At 45.9% G+C, this 18,130-nt stretch carries 19 protein-coding genes; 5 read left to right on the forward strand and 14 right to left on the reverse strand.

Annotation, left to right across the window (positions count from 1 at the left end; all coding sequences use genetic code 11):
• Together lgt and A3729_RS02115 are read right to left on the reverse strand one after the other, a co-directional pair.
• The coding region (gene lgt, locus A3729_RS02110; RefSeq protein ID WP_068633053.1) for a prolipoprotein diacylglyceryl transferase at positions 1–393 on the reverse strand (393 nt) is incomplete at its 3' end.
• 33 nt (positions 394–426) lie between these two features.
• A complete protein-coding gene (locus tag A3729_RS02115) occupies positions 427–1,212 on the reverse strand; it encodes a sulfite exporter TauE/SafE family protein (protein ID WP_068516211.1) in 786 nt (261 codons plus the stop codon).
• Between the two features lie 68 nt (positions 1,213–1,280).
• On the opposite strand from A3729_RS02115, the gene A3729_RS02120 reads away from it, so the two are divergent.
• A complete protein-coding gene (locus A3729_RS02120; protein ID WP_068516208.1) occupies positions 1,281–2,075 on the forward strand; it encodes an NRDE family protein in 795 nt (264 codons plus the stop codon).
• 23 nt (positions 2,076–2,098) lie between these two features.
• On the opposite strand, the gene A3729_RS02125 is transcribed toward A3729_RS02120, so the two are convergent.
• Genes A3729_RS02125 through pomA form a run of 3 tightly spaced genes read right to left on the reverse strand, consistent with a single transcriptional unit; the run spans position 2,099 to position 4,562 of the window.
• On the reverse strand, positions 2,099–2,707 hold the full coding sequence (locus A3729_RS02125; RefSeq protein WP_068516205.1) for a PilZ domain-containing protein: 609 nt from the start codon (positions 2,705–2,707) through the stop codon (positions 2,099–2,101).
• 40 nt (positions 2,708–2,747) lie between these two features.
• Positions 2,748–3,743, reverse strand: coding sequence for a flagellar motor protein MotB (locus tag A3729_RS02130; RefSeq protein ID WP_068553495.1), 996 nt, complete (start codon positions 3,741–3,743; stop codon positions 2,748–2,750).
• A gap of 60 nt (positions 3,744–3,803) precedes the next feature.
• The gene (gene pomA, locus A3729_RS02135; RefSeq protein WP_068516334.1) at positions 3,804–4,562 is read right to left on the reverse strand and encodes a flagellar motor protein PomA; all 759 of its coding nucleotides are present in this window, start codon (positions 4,560–4,562) and stop codon (positions 3,804–3,806) included.
• A gap of 291 nt (positions 4,563–4,853) precedes the next feature.
• On the opposite strand from pomA, the gene A3729_RS02140 reads away from it, so the two are divergent.
• From A3729_RS02140 to dxs, 3 genes are all read left to right on the forward strand, one after another.
• Positions 4,854–5,102, forward strand: coding sequence for an exodeoxyribonuclease VII small subunit (locus tag A3729_RS02140; RefSeq protein ID WP_068515370.1), 249 nt, complete (start codon positions 4,854–4,856; stop codon positions 5,100–5,102).
• A gap of 32 nt (positions 5,103–5,134) precedes the next feature.
• The gene (locus A3729_RS02145) at positions 5,135–6,040 is read left to right on the forward strand and encodes a polyprenyl synthetase family protein (RefSeq protein WP_068516336.1); all 906 of its coding nucleotides are present in this window, start codon (positions 5,135–5,137) and stop codon (positions 6,038–6,040) included.
• Between the two features lie 96 nt (positions 6,041–6,136).
• The gene (dxs, locus tag A3729_RS02150) at positions 6,137–8,059 is read left to right on the forward strand and encodes a 1-deoxy-D-xylulose-5-phosphate synthase (protein ID WP_068516339.1); all 1,923 of its coding nucleotides are present in this window, start codon (positions 6,137–6,139) and stop codon (positions 8,057–8,059) included.
• On the opposite strand, the gene ribA is transcribed toward dxs, so the two are convergent.
• Positions 8,056–8,673 carry a GTP cyclohydrolase II gene (gene ribA, locus A3729_RS02155; RefSeq protein WP_068508589.1) on the reverse strand — a complete coding sequence of 206 codons (618 nt, stop codon included), beginning with the start codon at positions 8,671–8,673 and terminating at the stop codon, positions 8,056–8,058. The two genes, dxs and ribA, sit on opposite strands and share 4 nt — an antisense overlap.
• A gap of 238 nt (positions 8,674–8,911) precedes the next feature.
• On the opposite strand from ribA, the gene A3729_RS02160 reads away from it, so the two are divergent.
• On the forward strand, positions 8,912–9,532 hold the full coding sequence (locus A3729_RS02160) for a class I SAM-dependent methyltransferase (RefSeq protein ID WP_068633055.1): 621 nt from the start codon (positions 8,912–8,914) through the stop codon (positions 9,530–9,532).
• Positions 9,533–9,548: 16 nt separating this feature from the next.
• Here A3729_RS02160 and moaA read toward each other — a convergent pair whose 3' ends face one another.
• From moaA to cas6f, 8 genes are all read right to left on the reverse strand, one after another.
• Positions 9,549–10,556: a GTP 3',8-cyclase MoaA gene (gene moaA / locus A3729_RS02165; protein ID WP_068516344.1), complete on the reverse strand. Its 1,008-nt coding sequence runs from the start codon at positions 10,554–10,556 to the stop codon at positions 9,549–9,551.
• A 24-nt stretch (positions 10,557–10,580) separates the two neighbouring features.
• On the reverse strand, positions 10,581–11,069 hold the full coding sequence (moaC, locus tag A3729_RS02170; RefSeq protein WP_068516348.1) for a cyclic pyranopterin monophosphate synthase MoaC: 489 nt from the start codon (positions 11,067–11,069) through the stop codon (positions 10,581–10,583).
• Positions 11,070–11,118: 49 nt separating this feature from the next.
• Positions 11,119–12,159 carry a Nudix family hydrolase gene (locus tag A3729_RS34325; RefSeq protein ID WP_082865281.1) on the reverse strand — a complete coding sequence of 347 codons (1,041 nt, stop codon included), beginning with the start codon at positions 12,157–12,159 and terminating at the stop codon, positions 11,119–11,121.
• A 91-nt stretch (positions 12,160–12,250) separates the two neighbouring features.
• On the reverse strand, positions 12,251–13,483 hold the full coding sequence (gene argJ, locus A3729_RS02180) for a bifunctional glutamate N-acetyltransferase/amino-acid acetyltransferase ArgJ (RefSeq protein WP_068516350.1): 1,233 nt from the start codon (positions 13,481–13,483) through the stop codon (positions 12,251–12,253).
• A gap of 36 nt (positions 13,484–13,519) precedes the next feature.
• Positions 13,520–16,255, reverse strand: a complete 2,736-nt coding sequence (gene secA / locus A3729_RS02185) for a preprotein translocase subunit SecA (RefSeq protein ID WP_068633057.1) — start codon at positions 16,253–16,255, stop codon at positions 13,520–13,522.
• 595 nt (positions 16,256–16,850) lie between these two features.
• Positions 16,851–17,267 carry a type II toxin-antitoxin system VapC family toxin gene (locus tag A3729_RS02190; protein WP_068553783.1) on the reverse strand — a complete coding sequence of 139 codons (417 nt, stop codon included), beginning with the start codon at positions 17,265–17,267 and terminating at the stop codon, positions 16,851–16,853.
• Complete coding sequence (gene vapB, locus A3729_RS02195; RefSeq protein ID WP_068553782.1) at positions 17,268–17,492, reverse strand: type II toxin-antitoxin system VapB family antitoxin; 225 nt, start codon at positions 17,490–17,492, stop codon at positions 17,268–17,270. It lies immediately after the preceding gene.
• Positions 17,493–17,596: 104 nt separating this feature from the next.
• Positions 17,597–18,097, reverse strand: a complete 501-nt coding sequence (gene cas6f / locus A3729_RS02200) for a type I-F CRISPR-associated endoribonuclease Cas6/Csy4 (RefSeq protein ID WP_068633059.1) — start codon at positions 18,095–18,097, stop codon at positions 17,597–17,599.
• Positions 18,098–18,130: the final 33 nt, after the last annotated feature.

Raw genomic sequence — 18,130 nt, forward strand, 5'->3', positions numbered from 1 at the left:
AAGAGGCGCGATAAAGTCCAATAGTTGAAAAAAAGTGCAGCCAATCTTTCGTGCATAAAAAACAATGGCTAACATCACACCGATTAAGCCGCCATGAAAGGCCATTCCACCTTCCCAGATTCTAAACAACCAAGCTGGGTCATCGAGAAATTTGTCGAAGTTATAGAAGAATACGTAGCCCAGGCGCCCCCCCAGGATTACCCCCAATGCGCAGTAATAAATCATATCTCCGACTTGCTCTTTGGCAATTGGAGCACCAGGTCGTTGGGCTCGTCTCTGCCCTAGTAAGTAAGCCGCCACAAAACCAATCAAATACATTAAGCCATACCAATGAATTTGAATTGGCCCTAAGTCCAAAGCAACCGGATCTATCTGGGGATACGACAACGCCATTGTAATTCCTTAAATTTTTAATATTAAACAGAGCTAAGTCACTAGAAAGCGAACACCAACTAATAGCAGAAAACCTGCAAACAATCTTTTCAGTAACAGAGGCGACAAGCGATGCGCCAACTGCGTTCCAACCCTCGCGAAGTATACAGAGCAAATAGATATTCCGAGTAAAGCAGGTAGGTAGATCAATCCCAAACTCCATTCAGGCCGTCCTTGCAAATCACTTCCCATCATCACATTACTGAGCGTGGCAAATAAAGCGATGGGTAAACCACATGCAGCGGCGGTACCCACCACTTCTTTCATCTCAATACGATACCGACTCAAATAAGGAACGCTAAGTGTTCCACCACCAATCCCGAAGATAGAAGAAAACCACGCAATGACCACGCCCATTATAGATAGTGCGATATTTCCGGGTATCGCCAAAGACTGCAAGCTAGCGGATTTGATAAACATTCGCAGCGCTACAATCACCGCAAAAAGTCCAAACAGCTTTTTCAGCATCCAGCCATCTAGTTGCACCAGCGTTAATACACCAAGCACCGCACCTAGCGCAATACCAGCACTCATCGGCCGAAACACCGACCACAAAACCGCGCCTCTCTTATGGTGATTATATACCGAGCTCATCGAGGTAAACACTATGGTCGCAAGTGAAGTTGCTATCGCCATATGGGTCAAGACTTCTGCGGGGAAACCTTGGCTTTCGAAGACAAAAACCAGGATAGGCACGACGACTAAACCACCACCCACGCCAAAGAGCCCTGCCGTTAACCCGGCAAAGATACCCGCCAGCAAGTAGCTCACAATAAACATAGTCCGTATCTACCCCTAAATAATTGCATGGTATGATAGCTGTATTACATTCTGAGGTCATTCTTTCAATGTGTTTAATAGTTTTTGATTGGCAGCCCGAGCAAGCACGAATACTGACACTCGCCTCAAATAGAGATGAGTACTACGCCCGCCCTACACTTAACGCTCATTTCTGGGAAGATAGCCCTGACATATTTGGCGGCCGAGATTTAAAAATGGGTGGCACCTGGTTAGCCCTTTCCAAAGGTGGCCGCCTCGCTGCAATTACAAATTATCGCGCGCCAGACTCCAGAGTATACGAACGATCTCGTGGAGAAATTCCCTCAAGCTTCCTTCAAGCAAGCTGCTCTGCAAATGAGTTTGCAGCTCAAATTTCAAGCGATGAATATGCCGGATTTAACGCTCTTCTGTTTGATGGCTCAGACTTGGTATATTGCCATAATCGTGGTCAGACGAGAGGTAGTCAAACCCTAAAGCCGGGACGGTATGGCTTAAGTAACCACCTGCTAGATACGCCTTGGCCAAAAGTACGAAAAACCAAAACAGCTCTCGAACAGGCCCGGCAGAACCCTGATAACACTGAAGCAGCTAGACACTTACTGTTGGCACTACAGAACCAAGAACAAGCATCGCCTGAAGAACTGCCGCAGACAGGCATCCCTCAAGAGTTTGAGCAAGTGCTCTCTTCCCCCTTTATTAGAACGCCCAACTATGGAACTCGTGCGAGCAGCGTCATCATTATTGATAAAGAAACTTTAGGTACGGCTAAGAACGAGCAGATCAATAAAGCTTTCTTTCTTGAACGTCAGTATCAGAAGGGTAGCAGCAAATTTAACGACAACATAACAAACATAACTTTTTAAGCTAGAGCTCGACAGACTCTAGCTCATTGCAAGCTACCGTCATCTTCAGATCGATTACCTTTTAGCTGTTGAACCTGGCGCTTAATGACATGCTGAACCAATGTTTCCTGATCAATTTCGGTGACATTAACGAAGTCAGCGCGCGCAAGCCAGGGCTTGCCATCAATGCTCTCATCCAATGCATCACAAGCAATAACAGCTGCTAAGAGCTGCAATCGAGTATTACTGGGGTATAGCGTTAGTTCTATATGAACATGCTGATTCAAAGCAGCACTTTCTTCAAGCGGGAAAGCGATTCCACAAGCACTCAAATTAACCTGACAAGCAGAAGTAGACTGCTCGAGACCCTCTTCTTGGCCAGAGGCAAGACCGTGGCCAAAAGCCAAATTTATTTTCTGGTTAAAAAGATCAAGAATATTATGAATTTCAGGTTGGGAATTCTTCAGTACTGTCAGATCTGTTGCTATCTGGTGCTCTATCTGTGACAGCAGAGACTTCAGAGAAGTCGGTTGAGCTTGCACCGCCAAATCAGTTTCACCCTCCGAAAGAAAGCGATAACGAAGACCAACAAGGTCCGTCACTCTAAAATAACGTCTTCTTTCACTGTCGTGCGTCACTGAATTTACACCCATATATATTATCCCTAGATAAACCCATCACACACTCTCCTTTCTAGAAGATCTCGTCAGGGTCCAATTCGAAAAAGTTATCAATTGCTTGAGAGTTAGCATCCAGCGTCTTGCTTTCTTCACGCAGCTCTTCCTTCACCTGCTTATCAGTTTTCTCTTGAAGAATAATCTCTACCCGGCGATTTCGCTTTCTACTCTCAGGCGTATCATTCGGCACCAGCGGCCGAGTATCCGCAAAGCCTGTTATGCTAAACCTATCTTGTTTTAGGTAGCCGTCATCAAATAGCCCGTGCGCAACTTCCAAAGCCCTTGCGACCGACAAATCCCAGTTTGATGGGAACATAACAGTTTGAATCGGCACATCATCAGTATGCCCCTGCACGGCGATATCACCTTCAATTGACTCGAGGATATCAATCAGCTTATCAAGCACTGGAATAAACTCATCCTGAAGCTGAGCTGAACCAGAAGAAAAGGCTCCTTTTTCCTGAATTCGAATAATAATTTTACGACCTTGGGTTTCCAGCTCCACCATATCTTTGGCAACTTCGGTCTGGAGCTTCTCAGCAATTTCTTCTGCCTTGGTTTCAGCCTCTTCTTCCAGCTCCATCATTTTTTGAGCAACAAACTCACTGATTTGGGCCTTTTTATCCTGAGCGTTTTCAGTTGACTCATCACAAGCTTCTGCAACGGCTTTCTCTATCTGAGCCTCACACAATACTTCGAGAGTCTGGTGATCTGAGTCAGTCGTTTGCTGCATCACCACTTGCAAAGGTGTGGGGTCTGGTTTTCCCGGAGAGAACTCTTGAGCAATAATACTGGTTCCTTTCGGGATCGACGTAACATCAACCTGATTCTGAACACCAAAGGCATTACGCATTGAACCAGCTAAACGCTTAAATTTGAGTACATCTATTTCTGCGAACGATAATAGCAGAACAAAGAAGCACATAAGGAGGGACATAAGATCCGCAAAAGTCCCCATCCATGCGGGGAGCCCGGGGACGCAATCGCAATCTTTTTCTTCTTCATCACTCATTGTCGAGTTGTTACCTCAGAGATCAAACTAAAAACATACAGGCTGCTTAATAAACCAGAACTATTCTTCACCTGTTTCTCGCTTGCCTTCAGACAAGTAGGTTCTCAACATAGCTTCAATAACACGTGGGTTTTGACCAGCCTGAATCGCCAAAACGGCATCGATTGACATGGACTTGATCAACTCTTCCTCTTCCATTCTAAGAGTCAGTTTGTCAGCAAAAGGGATAGCAACCATATTTGCAAGCATCGCTCCATATAGCGTGGTCAATAGAGCTAACGCCATCGCAGGACCAATGGACTTCGGGTCATCCATGTTGGACAGCATCGCAACCAAACCGATCAAGGTACCAATCATTCCCATCGCCGGCCCCAGGTCTCCTAGAGCAGACCAAACACTTGCGCCTGCCTTATGCCGCGCAACGGCCATATTCTTATCTTTCGTCAGAACTGTTTTAACAACGTCTTCATCATGGCCGTCGATTAAGAGAGCAATACCACGCGCTAGAAAGTCATTATTTATCTCCTTCCCTTCAAGCGATAGCAAACCACCTTTTCGAGCTGCATCTGCCAGCTCTACGACCAAAGTAATCACTTCTTCAGGCGACTCCAACTTGAACATAAACGCTTTGGCTGCAGTCTTTCCTGCGCCAAGAAACTGCCCAAGGTTGTATTTCATCATCAAAACAAGAAAGGAACCAACTAGCACGATCAAAACCGAGGGTACGTCGATAAACAGAACTATTGAGCCGCCCAGGGTCATTGCAAATACAACGATACAAAAGCCACCAAGTAAGCCAATGAGGGTTGCTAAATCCACTAAACGCTCCTAGAAAAAAATTCCCATCTTACAGATGTGCCACTTAATGCCTTCAACTATTGAAATTGACTATTAATTCAAGACACTTCCAAGCACGCTAAAAAGAAAATAATTACGTGATTTTGTTACAAGGAAGTTTCATCTGTATGTATAATTGTTCGATTAGGTTTACGTGATCAAACGATCTATGTCGCCTGGCAGTAGTCACACTAATACATATTAATTTACAATTAGTGTAGCCCGAAAAATTGAAAGTTCCTGTTTTTTACCTCTTTTTTAGTTGAGATTTTTATGTCCTCTTCCGATTCAATTAATGACTTTGAAACTTCACTACAAGCTCTCGAAGAAATCGTCAATAAAATGGAGCAAGGACAGCTATCTTTGGAACAATCTCTTGACGCTTTTGAACAAGGCGTCAAGCTAAGCAAAGACTGCCAAAACACCTTGAAGAGCGCTCAACAACGCGTATCTGTATTAACTCAAAGCGACAATGGCTTTGAGTTAAATGCGCTCCAAGAGCAAAGCAATACTGACGCCTAGCCCAAGACCCGATCAATACAAGACTTCTTACCGTGAACGATAATTCAAGTAGTATCCCAAGCTTTCTGAGAGAATATCAGTCTCAAATTAATACAGCACTTAAGGTGCGCCTGGATCAGTTTTGCGCGCCAAACTCTCACTTGGGCGAAGCGATCCGATATAGCACCTTAATGGGAGGCAAGCGCATTCGACCCATTTTAGCCTTAGCGACAGCCAACTGCTTTGCAGTTCAGGCAGAGCAGGCAATGGATGCAGCCTGTGCAATTGAATTTATTCACGCCTACTCTCTTATCCACGACGACCTACCCGCGATGGACGATGATGACTTGAGGAGAGGTCAGGCCACCTGCCATAAAGCGTTTGATGAAGCCACGGCTATTCTGGCAGGTGATGCCTTACAAGCAATGGCCTTTGAATTACTCAGCCAAGCCAAACACTTTGGTCTCGAAAGCCAGATCAAAATGATCCAGCTGCTGACAAAAGCAAGTGGTGCCAGAGGAATGGTGCTAGGGCAAGCAATCGATTTTAACTCTGTCGGGCAAACCTTGTCTCTGAGCCAGCTTGAAAACATGCATCGACATAAAACTGGTGCCCTGATTGAAGCCTCTGTACAAATAGGCGCGCTAAGCAGCCCGTCAGGCGTGACGAAACAAGAATATGAAGCGCTAACCAACTACGCACAGGCTATTGGCTTAGCTTTCCAGGTTCAAGACGACATTCTGGATATTATCAGTGACACCCAAACACTTGGAAAAACCCAAGGTGCTGACATCGCGCTAAACAAACCGACCTATCCTGCCCAGCTTGGTTTAGAGGGCGCTAAAGAAAAACTTATAGCGCTACACCAAGAGTCTATCAACGCGCTGAGTAATCTCGGCGACAAAAATGTTCAGCAACTTACAGCGATTAGTGACTATATTATTTCCAGAATAAAGTAAGAGGTGTAACGTCGATTAAGTCGTAAAAACTGCACTCCTCCCTTTAAGGTTTCTGTTATACTTCGACCCTTACTATCTATCTGTAATTTATAGCCAATGCATACAACTTTTCCGATCTTTCAAGAAATTCCTTTGCAACGACCCAATACGCCATTGCTGGACAAGGTGAATGAACCTTTTCAGTTGCGCTTACTATCGGAAGAACAGCTGGCCCAGCTTAGCCATGAGCTGCGAGCCTACCTGCTATACAGTGTCGGACAATCAGGTGGTCACTTTGGTGCCGGGTTAGGCGTCATCGAACTTACGGTTGCACTGCATTACGTATTTAACACCCCTGAAGATCGTGTCGTATGGGATGTTGGACACCAAGCTTACCCTCATAAAATTCTAACAGGCCGACGCGAGCAAATATTAAAAATTCGCCAACATGACGGCCCTGCGGCGTTTCCCGCAAGAGAAGAAAGTGAATACGACACCTTCGGTGTCGGGCATTCTAGCACCTCAATCAGTGCAGCTCTTGGCATGGCTCTGGCTGCAAAAATGCAGTCCAGCTCTCGCAAGTCTATCGCAGTGATTGGCGATGGCGCTCTAACAGCAGGCATGGCATTTGAAGCAATGAGTCATGCCGGAGATATCGCTCCTGACATGCTAGTTATTTTAAATGACAATGACATGGCGATTTCGGACAACGTAGGCGGTTTGAAGAACCATCTGGCGAGAATTCTGTCAGGAAAAACATACAATCAGATGCGCGATGGCGGCAAGCAAATTCTGAGCAGCACTCCCGGCCTAATGGAGTTTGCCAAGAAAACTGAAGAGCACGTCAAAGGCTTGGTTGCACCCGGTACGCTTTTTGAGGAATTAGGCTTTAACTACATTGGCCCTATCGATGGTCATGACTTGCCAACCTTAATCAAAACATTAGAAAACATGAAGGAGCTGAAAGGCCCTCAATTCCTTCATATTGTCACCAAAAAAGGGAAAGGCTTCGCACCAGCAGAAATCGACCCGATTGGCTACCACGCAATCAACAAAATAGAAGCAAAACCCAAAGTAAGCCCTGTTGAAAATAAGCCTGCCAGCCAACCCAAGTACTCAAACGTTTTTGGCCAGTGGCTTTGCGATATCGCCGCACAAGACAGTCGGGTCGTCGGTATTACGCCAGCGATGCGAGAAGGTTCCGACCTAGTTCGTTTTTCCGAACTCTACCCTGAGCGCTACCATGACGTTGCCATCGCCGAACAGCATGCCGTAACACTGGCAGCAGGCATGGCTTGTGAAGGAGTGAAGCCTGTTGTCGCAATTTACTCAACCTTCTTACAGCGCGCATATGATCAGCTCATTCATGATGTCGCCATCCAGAACCTGGATATTTTGTTTGCCATAGACCGGGCTGGCCTGGTTGGTGAAGACGGCGCAACGCATGCCGGAAGTTTCGACCTATCCTTCTTACGCTGCATTCCCAAGCTAGTTGTGATGGCGCCTTCGGACGAAAATGAACTTCGGAAAATGCTCTACACAGGCCACCAATATGAAGGCCCAGCTTGCGTGCGCTACCCACGAGGCACAGGCCCGGGTGCAGAAATTGAAAAAGAGATGCAAGCCTTGGAATTAGGCAAAGCCAAAGCAATTCGCGAAGGAAAGAAAATAGCCATTCTATCATTTGGCTCTTTGCTGGAACCGGCGAAAGCTGCTGCCGAAAAGCTCAATGCAACACTCGTGGACATGCGTTTTATCAAACCACTCGATACGCAAATGATTGATGAACTGGCGAATAAGCACGAGACCTTGGTCACCTTGGAAGAAAATGTGATCGCCGGCGGCGCAGGAAGCGGCGTGTCTGAATACTTACGCGGGCAAGGACTTGTTTCGCAGGTCATTCATCTAGGCCTTCCCGATAAGTTTGTCGCTCACGGTAAGCCTCAAGACCTGCTTAAACAGTGCGGTTTAGATGCAGAAGGAATTGAACAGAGCATCTTGGCGCTTAGCAACCGAAAAGCAATCGAAAACGCCAGTTAGTCCGCTGGCGCATCATCGTCCTGATGGTCGCGCAACCAATGGCCTAATTTGCTAGCCTTGGTCGAAAGGTAACCGTCATTATGCGGGTTACGGCCAACCTGAATTGGAATTCGCTCGACAACCGAGACTCCACCACTCTGCAAAGCTTTTACTTTTCGTGGGTTATTGGTCATCAGCTTCAGCTCCTTAACACCCAAATGTGCGAGCATGTCATAACAAATCGTGTAATCTCGGAGATCTGCCGCAAAACCTAACTTTTCATTGGCCTCAACCGTATCAGCACCTTGGTCTTGTAACTGGTAGGCACGAATCTTATTTAATAAGCCGATACCACGACCCTCTTGACGTAAGTACAGCAATACACCACGACCTTCATCAGCAATGCTTTGCATCGCCTGCTCTAACTGGTAACCACAGTCGCAACGCATACTAAACAAGGCATCGCCAGTGAGACATTCAGAATGCGTTCTCGCTAATACAGGAGCACCGTTTGAGATATCCCCTAAGGTCAATACAACATGCTCCTGACCAGACTCCACCTCTTCAAAGCCATGCATATCAAACACGGCAAAAGGCGTTGGTAAACGGCATGTTTCAATAAAGCGAACTTTCACAGACGATCCTCTTGGCACAAACTAAAAAGGCATACTAAGGGCTTACAAGCAAGCATCCAAACAAGCTATAAGACCTGCAGGGCGCGCATTGTATCACATTCTGACAAGCGAGCTTAACTCGAATGTAAATTGAAACGGTCTTTTCCGCGACAAATTAGTGAATTCAAACTTACATAACTTGAAAGCCCCGAAAGCAGCTGCTCTAATTAGCCTCCCAAAGATAATAAGAACTAAGAAAATGAACCTATACGAAGAGCGTATTCTTCCACATCTGATCAATGCTGCCTGCACCTCTCCCCCTATTCAGAAACTCCGTAAAAGAATAGTACCGAAATGCACCGGACGAGTTCTCGAAATTGGCATGGGCTCTGGCGCCAACCTTGAATTCTACAACAGTAAGAACATCGACTTTGTATGGGGCCTAGAGCCCTCTGAAGGAATGCGAAGAAAGGCCGCAGCTAAGGTGGCAAAGTCCGATATTGAAGTAAAATGGCTGGACTTACCTGGTGAAGAGATTCCGCTTGAAGACGACTGCGTTGATACCATCCTGCTAACCTTCACCTTATGCACAATCCCCGACTACCAAAAAACCCTTCAGCAAATGCATAGAGTACTCAAGCCTGAGGGTAAGCTTCTATTTAGTGAGCATGGCCTAGCGCCTGAACCAAAAGTTGAGAAATGGCAACACCGTTTAAACAAACCCTGGGGCTGTGTTGCAGGAGGTTGTAACCTGAACCGCCCGATTGATAAGCTCATTCAAGCAGGCGGGTTCGAAATTGTAATGATTGAGCGCTTCTACGCTCCTAAAGCACCAAAGTTCGCAGGCTATATTTATCTAGGTGAAGCTCGAAAACTATAAATTCGGACTTAGGAGCTTAACCACCTGTCATATTCATAAAGCGAACAATTTGAGGCTCTTCAGACAAGTTAAACTCATGACGCTCTGGCTTAAGGTCCATTGCCTCGATAATGCTTCGCTTCAGACGCTCTCTGTCTCCGGGGTGGGCACGCAAGACGGCACGCAAGTCAACCGCATGCTCATTACCCAAGCATAGCAAAAGTAAACCCTCAGCAGTCACTCGCACCCGGTTACAGTCACCACAAAAGTTATGACTATGAGGCGAGATAAATCCGATGCGAGTCTTTTCTCCGGGCAATTGATAATAACGCGACGGGCCATCGGAGCGATTGCCGGTCGACACTACCTGAAGCGGCCAAACCTCACTGATAATTTCTTTAAGCTCTTGATTCGAGCAAAAAGCTTCTTCGCGACTATGTTCCGAGATAACGCCTAAGGGCATCTCTTCGATAAAGCTAATATCAATGCCTTTGCTCACTGCAAAACGTATCAGGGGGATTACTTCGTCGGCATTCCGACCCTTCATAATCACAGCATTCAATTTGATCTTCTCAAAGCCTGCGTCAATTGCTGCATCGATTCCCTGAAGCACTTTTTCAAGATCACCAACGCGAGTTAACTCTTTAAACTTGTCAGCCTTTAGAGTGTCCAGACTTATGTTTAAACGCTTTACGCCCGAGGCGAGCAAAGACTTCGCGACTTTTGATAACTGTGAACCATTTGTCGTCATCACCAGCTCATCCAAACCAGGCAAGGCGCCTACCGACTCGCACAAGGACATTACGTTTGCTCGAACTAAAGGCTCACCACCCGTTAAACGTATCTTTCCGACACCTAGCTCGACAAAGGCCTCAGCAACTTGGTGCATTTCTTCCAAAGTCAGGACTTTTTGTCTCGGAACAAAGGTCATTTCTTCGTCCATGCAATAGACGCAGCGAAAATCACAGCGATCAGTCACAGACATACGCACGTAGCTAACGCGACGGCCAAACTTGTCAATTAACTGATTGCTATTAATACTCATCGACTCTCACTCAATAGTTCAATTTTACGATGCCAAATAGTGACCACTACGGCCACCTTTCTTTTCGAGTAATCTTACCTGATCGATCACCATACCTTTATCAACCGCCTTACACATATCATACAAAGTCAAGCAGGCGACACTCACGGCCGTTAAGGCTTCCATTTCAACACCCGTTTTGGCATCAAGCTTACACTGGGCCGTCATTCTTACCCGGGGTTCACCCTCTTCGAGACCTAGCGCTTCAATCTCTATGCTTACAGAACTGAGGTTCAAGGCATGACACAAGGGAATCAGCTCCGAACACTTCTTTGCCGCCATAATTCCGGCTATTCTGCAGGTCGCGAATACATCACCTTTCTTGTGACGACCTTCGGTAATCATCCGAAGGGTTTCTTCCTTCATTAAAACGTAACCTTCTGCGCGTGCAATACGGTGGGTAACTTCTTTTTCACCCACATCTACCATATGCGCTGCACCTTGCTCATTCAGGTGCGTTAGATTGTCGGACATACTTACCTCTTTCCCAGACTCTAATGACTCATTCTATCAGACCAAGCTGCTATCTTTTAGACCACGCACCAATACCTGCTACACCTTGCGCTCCTGCCTGAAAAGCACGAGGTAAATCAGCAGGGCTCATTCCCCCTAATGCATACACTGGCAGCGTCGCTAACTTAAGCCAGGCACTGAAGCTAGACCAGCCAATTGCGATGGCATTAGGGTGAGTAGCTGTTTCCTGCACCGGTGACAATGTTGCAAAGTCTGCCCGAATACTTTGTGCATGTGCCAGCTCATCTAAAGAGTGGCAGGACACCGCTAAATAAAAGTTTTCTTTAAAAGGTCTAACATGACAACGCTTCGCCACATAAGTCGGCAAATGAACACCTCTAACACGCGTTTTGTATTGCTCAAAACGAAGCAAGCATTCACCTAGCAGCTCCGCCGAAGCCTCCGCATCAAAAGACAACTCAAGGTGCGCACTCAGCATTAGGCTCTGCCCTAAACCGGGAATCGTCGCCAGCAAGTCATCCAGCCAAATAAAATACTCATCAATACTTAAATCTGGCTGCCTTAAGAGTATCATGCCTGGACATTTTTCGAACAAAACTTCTACTTCTTTTCTTGCCCTATCCAAATTTGGGTAGGTAGGCGTAACTATATATTGCTCTGGAAGTTGGCAGGCGGTGATGATAGGCACATTAGCATCAGGGAAGCTGTATTTTGATAAATCCCCACACTCAACCCACTTTACTTGCTGACCTTCTCGGCCAAGACCATCGCTTGGCGCTTTCGAGAATTTGGACACCAGCCAGACATCGAGCAGCACTTGCTTGTCACCATAGTCATGAGAAATCTGAATCAACGGTCGCAGTGCGCCAGCCTCTTCAGGATCGAACACCAGGCCAAGTTCTTCCTCCAGTTCTCTGGCTAAAGCAACAGGAAGCGTTTCACCACTTTCGACCTTGCCGCCTGGAAACTCCCATAAGCCGCCTTGATGAACCTCATCAGGACGCTTAGAAATCAGGATCTCTCGGGCACCGGCAGCAGATGTTCTCTCTATGACGCCAACGGCCACATGAACTATTTTTGATGACGACATAAGCCCCTTTACAAAAAAACGGCCCATAAGCTTTACAGCTATGAGCCAGATAATAATTCAAAAAAGTGTATGCTTTATCTAGAAATAAAGCTTAAGTCCGGTATTCGGCATTAATCGTCACATAGTCGTGAGACAAATCAGTTGTCCATACCGTTTCTTCAACACTGCCACGCGCTAAGTCGATACGTATGGTGATCTCTTCTTGATCCATCACTGCCTGACCGCGCTCTTCAGTATATTCGGCACACTTCTCGCCTTGATGAACAATCCTGACATCACCCAAGTATATCTCGACCAAGCTCAAATCAAACGCCTCAATCGAAGCCCGGCCCAAGGCGGCCAGAATACGACCCCAATTCGGATCGCAGGCAAATAAGGCGGTCTTAATCAAAGGAGAATGAGCAATGGTGTAAGCCACTTCAAGTGCTTCTTCAGTACTTTTAGCCTGCTCAACCTGAACCGTTACAAACTTGGTGGCACCTTCGCCATCACGCACGATCAATTGCGCCAGCTCGACCAAGACATCACTTAAGGCGTCTTTAAGGGCTGGAAAATCAGCATGAGACTTATCAATCAAAGGTGCTTTTGACTTGCCTGTCGTAAACAGAATACAAGAATCGTTTGTCGAGGTATCGCCATCGACAGTAATTCGATTAAATGAGGCCTCAGCAAGCTCCTGCAATAATTCATCTAGCAAAGCTTGAGGCACGCTCGCATCACATCCGACATAGGCCAGCATGGTTGCCATGTTTGGCTTAATCATGCCCGCGCCTTTACTGATGCCATTAATACGAACAGTCTCGCCTGCGTAGCTAATTTCAGTCGACACACCCTTGGGTCGAGTATCGGTTGTCATAATACCTTCGGCCGCATCGGCCCAAGCATCACCTTTTAACTGAACTTTAGCCTGAGGAATTGCCGCTACGATCTTCTCTATAGGCAGTTTTTCACCAATAACACCGGTTGAAAAGGGCAACACTTGTTCTCGCGCAACACCAAACTGTTCAGCTATAGCAGCACAACTTTGCAAAGCATCATCCATACCCTGCTTACCCGTGCCTGCATTGGCATTACCGGTATTCACCACTAAATAGGCATTTGAAGCCTGAGCAAAGCTACCTGTCGCCAAGTGCGCTTTACAGAGCTGAACCGGTGCAGCGCAAAAAGCATTCTTTGTAAAAACGCCTGAACAGGTGCTCCCCTGAGCCAGCTCGATCAAAACCAGGTCTTTACGACCCTCTGTTTTGATACCAGCCTCAACAACACCGATACGCGCACCGTCTATGTCAAAAAAGGCAGGTAAATCACCCTTACCAACAGCCATAATTCCTTCCAATTAAAATATTTACTAACAGTAAGGCTATGAAACCTTACCGTGGCACTGCTTATACTTCTTGCCCGAGCCACATGGGCAAGGCTCATTACGCCCTACTTTACGGCCTTCTCGCGTCACAGGGGCCTGCTTTTCTTCAGCCGCCGGAGCCGAGCCACCTTCACTACCGGCTGCATTGGCATCTGCATGTTCAGTCTTTGCCCGGCCCAATTGCTGTTCTAGCTCTTGCTGTCTGCGTCGCTCTAGCTCTTCAGCCTCGTCTTGAGTCTGAATCTTCACGTGACTGGTCACACGTACCACGTCATTTTTCAAATTGCCCAGCATCGATTCAAATAGAACAAATGCTTCTCGCTTGTATTCCTGCTTAGGGTTTTTCTGAGCGTAGCTGCGTAGATGGATACCCTGACGTAATGCATCCATTGATGCCAAGTGCTCCTTCCAAAGCGTATCAAGAATATGTAGAAACACTTGTTTCTCGAAGTTACGCATAGACTGCGCACCCGCCGTCTCTTCTTTCTCTTTGTAAACTTTAACGATCTCTTCAATAATCTTGGTTCGCAAGGTTTCTTCGTGCAAGCTATCGTCACTATCCAACCATTCTTGTACGGGGAGTTTAACCGCAAACTCTGAGTCAAGATGGCTTTCAAGCCCGGCGATATCCCACTGCTCGTCTAGGCTTTGCGGTGGAATAAAGCGACTGATCGTATCATCAACAACTTCTTCGCGAATCGCTGCAACGATATCTGAAATATCATCAGACTCCATCACCGAGTTACGCTGCTCATAAATCACACTACGCTGATCGTTCGCCACATCATCGTATTCCAGTAAGGACTTACGAATATCAAAGTTACGGCCTTCTACTTTACGCTGAGCCTTTTCAATCGCATTACTCACCATCTTGTGCTCGATGGCCTCACCTTTGTCCATACCCAAGGCTTGCATGATGTTACGTACACGATCCGAGGCAAACAGACGCATCAAGTTATCTTCTAAAGACAAGAAGAAACGGGTACTACCTGGGTCACCCTGACGGCCAGATCGTCCACGAAGCTGGTTATCGATTCGACGAGACTCGTGACGTTCGGTACCCAAAATATGCAACCCGCCTGCCTCAAGTACGGCTTTATTTCGTACTTCCCAGTCAGCTTTGATTTTAGCGATCTTGTCATCACTTGGGTCTTTCAATGCTTTAATTTCAGCTTCCCAATTACCACCCAGAACAATATCCGTGCCACGACCAGCCATGTTCGTCGCAATGGTTACAACACCCGGCAAACCGGCTTGCGCAACGATCTGAGCTTCTTGAGCATGCTGCTTCGCATTCAATACACTGTGCTTAATGCCTGCTTTCTTAAGTAATGCAGACAAAAATTCAGATGATTCAATAGATGCAGTACCCACTAGTATCGGGCGCTTTTGCGCAACCACAGCTTTTACTTCATCAATGATCGCTTGGTATTTTTCTTCCTGCGTCAGATAGATCAGGTCGTTATGATCAATTCGCTGAATCTCTTTGTTTGTCGGAATAACGACAACATCCAAACCATAAATTTGCTGGAACTCGAATGCTTCGGTATCCGCCGTACCCGTCATACCAGCCAGTTTCGAATAAATTCGGAAGAAGTTCTGGAAGGTGGTTGAAGCCAAAGTCTGGCTTTCAGCCTGAATTGCAACATTCTCTTTAGCTTCTATCGCCTGGTGCAAACCTTCGCCCCAACGACGACCAGCCATGGTTCGGCCGGTATGTTCATCGATAATAACAATTTGCTTATTCTGAACGATATAATCGACATCTTTCACATATAGGTAATGCGCACGCAAAGCGGCATAGACGTGGTGCAGTATGTTCAGGTTAGTCGCAGCGTAAAGGCTATCGCCCTCTTCCAGCACGCCATGCTCAATTAAGAGTCCTTCAAGATAGGTATGACCCGCTTCAGTCAAATCGACATTTTTCGATTTTTCATCAATTGTGAAGTGACCGTCATCAATAGGCTTATCGTCTTCACCTACCTCCGCTTTCTTCAGCATCGGTACCAAAGCATTAATCTGCTTATAACGCTTGGAACTGTCCTCAACTGCGCCAGATATAACCAAAGGCGTACGCGCTTCATCAATCAGGATCGAATCAACTTCATCGACAATCGCAAAGTTCAGACCACGCTGATACTTACCTTCAAGATTGAAGGCCATATTGTCACGCAAGTAATCGAAACCAAACTCGTTATTAGTACCATAGGTGATGTCTGACTGGTAAGCTGCTCTCTTTTCATCTGGCTGCTGGCCACCATAGACAACACCAACACTTAAGCCCAAAAAGTTATAGAGTGGCTCCATCCATTTGGAGTCACGCTTTGCAAGGTAGTCGTTCACGGTCACAACGTGCACACCCTTACCTTCCAGAGCATTAAGGTATACAGCCAAGGTTGCTACCAGCGTTTTACCTTCACCAGTTCTCATCTCTGATATTCGACCTTCGTGCAGCGTCATACCACCAATCAACTGAACATCGAAATGACGCATAGATAAGACACGCTTACCAGCCTCACGACACACTGCAAAAGCTTCAGGCAAAATCTGATCCAGGCTCTCACCCTCACCAACTCGCTTCTTAAACTCTGCACTTTTAGCTTTTAAGCTTTCATCATCTAGTTTGGAAAGATCCTCTTCCAAAGCGTTTATCTTCGTGACGACCTTTCTCATTCTCTTGAGTTCGCGCTTGTTCTTACTACCAAAAATCTTGGTCATTGCTGATGAAAACATAATGATCTTCTATATTCGTATCTTGTTAATTGAGAGCTCTGCAGACAGAGCGCTATTCTATAGAATGCGCCCGCACATTGATTTCTAATGGTCACGTTCGGCGTGATAAGCCAAAGATGAAACAGCGATCCCTGATTATTGTTGAAAAAATAAGTTCAAGTCTACAGTGAATTGAAACCAGGCTCAAAGGCTAAAATGGGTATGAGATGAAGTAATACAAGGGCAGAGAAGAGAAAAACAAAAGAAAAGTCGATAAATAGCGAAATGGGTCAGGTTTTTGGAGGTTGAGGCTCTAGTTAACTAAAAGCTTTACCTTTAAATATTGTGAATACTCGATAAGGCTTCGGCGACAGCGAGTGAAGTCTTACTATGCTACCTGTGCGGTAGTAAATATAAACAGGCAATGCGCCCCATTCACCTAAAACTTCTAAGCTGCCTATGCGGCAGTGAACAGTAGTTTAACGCGAAAAAAATTAGCTACAACAATAAGTAAGGTTAATTTGGTCCAAAACATCAAAAAAACCACCTACGTTGTAACTTACTGATTTTATTAATTTGTTAAAGAGCAGAAAATTTTCGTATTTTCAATTAAAAACTAAGAATCAACCCAGTCTTCAACCCGCAAACCCACAACACGACAAAATTCACGAGTATTATTTGTCACAACAATACTTCCCGCCGCCATCGCATGACCTGCAATGGCTATATCGTTTGCTCCGATAGGTGTGCCCAGTTCACTCAATTGCTTTTTAACCAACGCAGAACAATCTACTGCTTTTTCATCCCAAGGGAGGATAGCATCAAGCCTAGTGATGAATTGATCAATCCACTGATTGACCTTTGGAGATGCTTTTCGACTAATTGCACCGTAGCGCATTTCAGAATAGGTAATTGCAGAAATAACAATCCAATGCTTTTCTGACACGGTTTGTAGCTTCTTAAGCACCACAACAGGGTGCTCTCGCATGATAAAGCTGCAGATACAGGTATCCAGCATATACGTTTGTTTCATTTAAAACCGTCCTTGGTCTTCAATCACATCTTCACGTTCAATCAGAAAATCGTCATCCGCTTTCTCAGTATCGGCTAAAGACAACCAGCTGGGCTTGGAAGGGCGAAGAATAATGGTATCGCCTTCCTTTACGATTTCCAGGTCACTCACTCCTTCATACTCCATGTCTTTAGGAAGACGAACCGCCTGATTCTTGCCATTCTTAAAGATAGATACGGTTCTCATAAGTACTCTCCTCTCGATAACAGCTACTGCTTAAGTATCAGGCTACACCCAGCACAAGCATATGTAAAGCATATGCCGATTTAAACCCGCCTAATTCGACGGGTTTAAAACCAGGGGACGGTTGCGTTTTTTGAGAGGCCAAACTGATTAAAGCTCCCTGAGACAGGCTCATTCATTACCGGGCCAAACTCAATAAAACGTCTGTGCTTTTCCCCATTAGAACCACCGACTAACTCAACATATGGGTTATCTAGGCTTTGGTTAAACATTTTGGCTTTATACTGCTTGATATTTCTGACTGGAGGCGCTATCAGTTGCAAGTGCGAGCTGACCCAGCCACCATCAAAAAAGCTAAGGTATTCTTCAAGCTCTCCGGAAGTAAAGCAAGGTTGAAATTGATCACTAGGACGATGGCATTTTTCATTGCTGTCATAGAGATCTAGGTTTTGAGGAACAGCGCTTCGGTATTCGGTGATCCATTTCTGAGCGCTAGTACGGGAGATACCGAATTGCTCTATCAGTTTCCGCGTCGTTAGCTTGCCTTCCCATTGCAATAACACTTCAATAAACTGAAACTTTACCCTTGCATCAACGCTGACGTCCATGATCAACACACCTATCTATATAAACTTAGTTAG

This window comes from Oleiphilus sp. HI0043, from assembly GCF_001634935.1.